This window comes from Streptomyces hilarionis, from assembly GCF_024539675.1.
Taxonomy (GTDB): Bacteria; Actinomycetota; Actinomycetes; order Streptomycetales; family Streptomycetaceae; genus Streptomyces; species Streptomyces hilarionis.
Map to the genome: position 1 here is coordinate 1 of NZ_JAHHIT010000359.1, position 944 is coordinate 944.

Genomic DNA, 944 nt, shown 5'->3' on the forward strand with positions numbered 1-944 from the left:
TATGTGGCCGGGGCGTCGGTGGACTGGTCGGTGGTGTTCGCGGGGAGCGGTGCGCGTCGGGTGGAGTTGCCGACGTATGCCTTCCAGCACCAGCGCTACTGGCTCGAGGGCGTCTCCGTAGGGGGCGAGATCCAGGACACGACGGCGGACGAGACGGACGCCGCCTTCTGGGACGCGGTGGAGCGGGAGGACCTGTCCGATCTCGCGGAGGTGCTGGACGTTCCCGAGGACGCCGCCGCGGTCGAGGCCTGGCTGCCCACGCTCTCGGCCTGGCGCAGGGGCCGTCGCCGGCAGATGACCCTCGACTCCTGGCGCTATCGGACTGCTTGGCGCGCGAACGCCCTGCCCTCCTCGCCCAGGCTGTCGGGGACGTGGCTGGTGGTGAGTGCTGGTGGGGACGCGCCGGTGGAGGAGGTGCGCGGGGCGTTGGAGGCGGCCGGGGCCGAGGTGTCGGTCCTGCCGGATCTCAGCGAGGCGGACCTGTCGGACGCGTCCGGTGTCGTGTCGTTGCTGGCGTGGGACGAGCCGTCGGCGCTGGAGTCGACGCTGCGGCTGGTGCAGGCCCACGGCGAGAGCGGTTCGGCGGCCGCTCTGTGGGTGCTGACGCGGGGCGCGGCCTCGGTGGGCGCGGACGATCCGGTGTCCGCGACGCAGACGCAGCTGTGGGCGTTGGGTCAGATCGTGGGGCTGGAGCAGCCCGCGACCTGGGGTGGTCTGGTCGATGTTCCCGCCGTGTGGGACGAGCGGGTTGCGGCCTCGTTGGCGGGGGTGCTGGCGGCGGGTGATGGTGAGGACCAGGTGGCGGTGCGGTCGTCGGGCGTCTTCGGGCGTCGTCTGGTGCGTGCGCCGCTGGGGGCGAACGCGGCCCCGGTCCGGGTGTGGAGTCCGTCGGGCACGGTGTTGGTGACGGGTGGTACCGGTGGTGTGGGCGGGCATCTGGCGCG

At 73.3% G+C, this 944-nt stretch carries 1 protein-coding gene; it reads left to right on the forward strand.

The features are described 5' to 3' along the window. Positions 1–944 (forward strand): hypothetical protein (locus KMS84_RS38605; protein WP_256921224.1); only part of this gene is annotated, 944 nt, incomplete at both ends.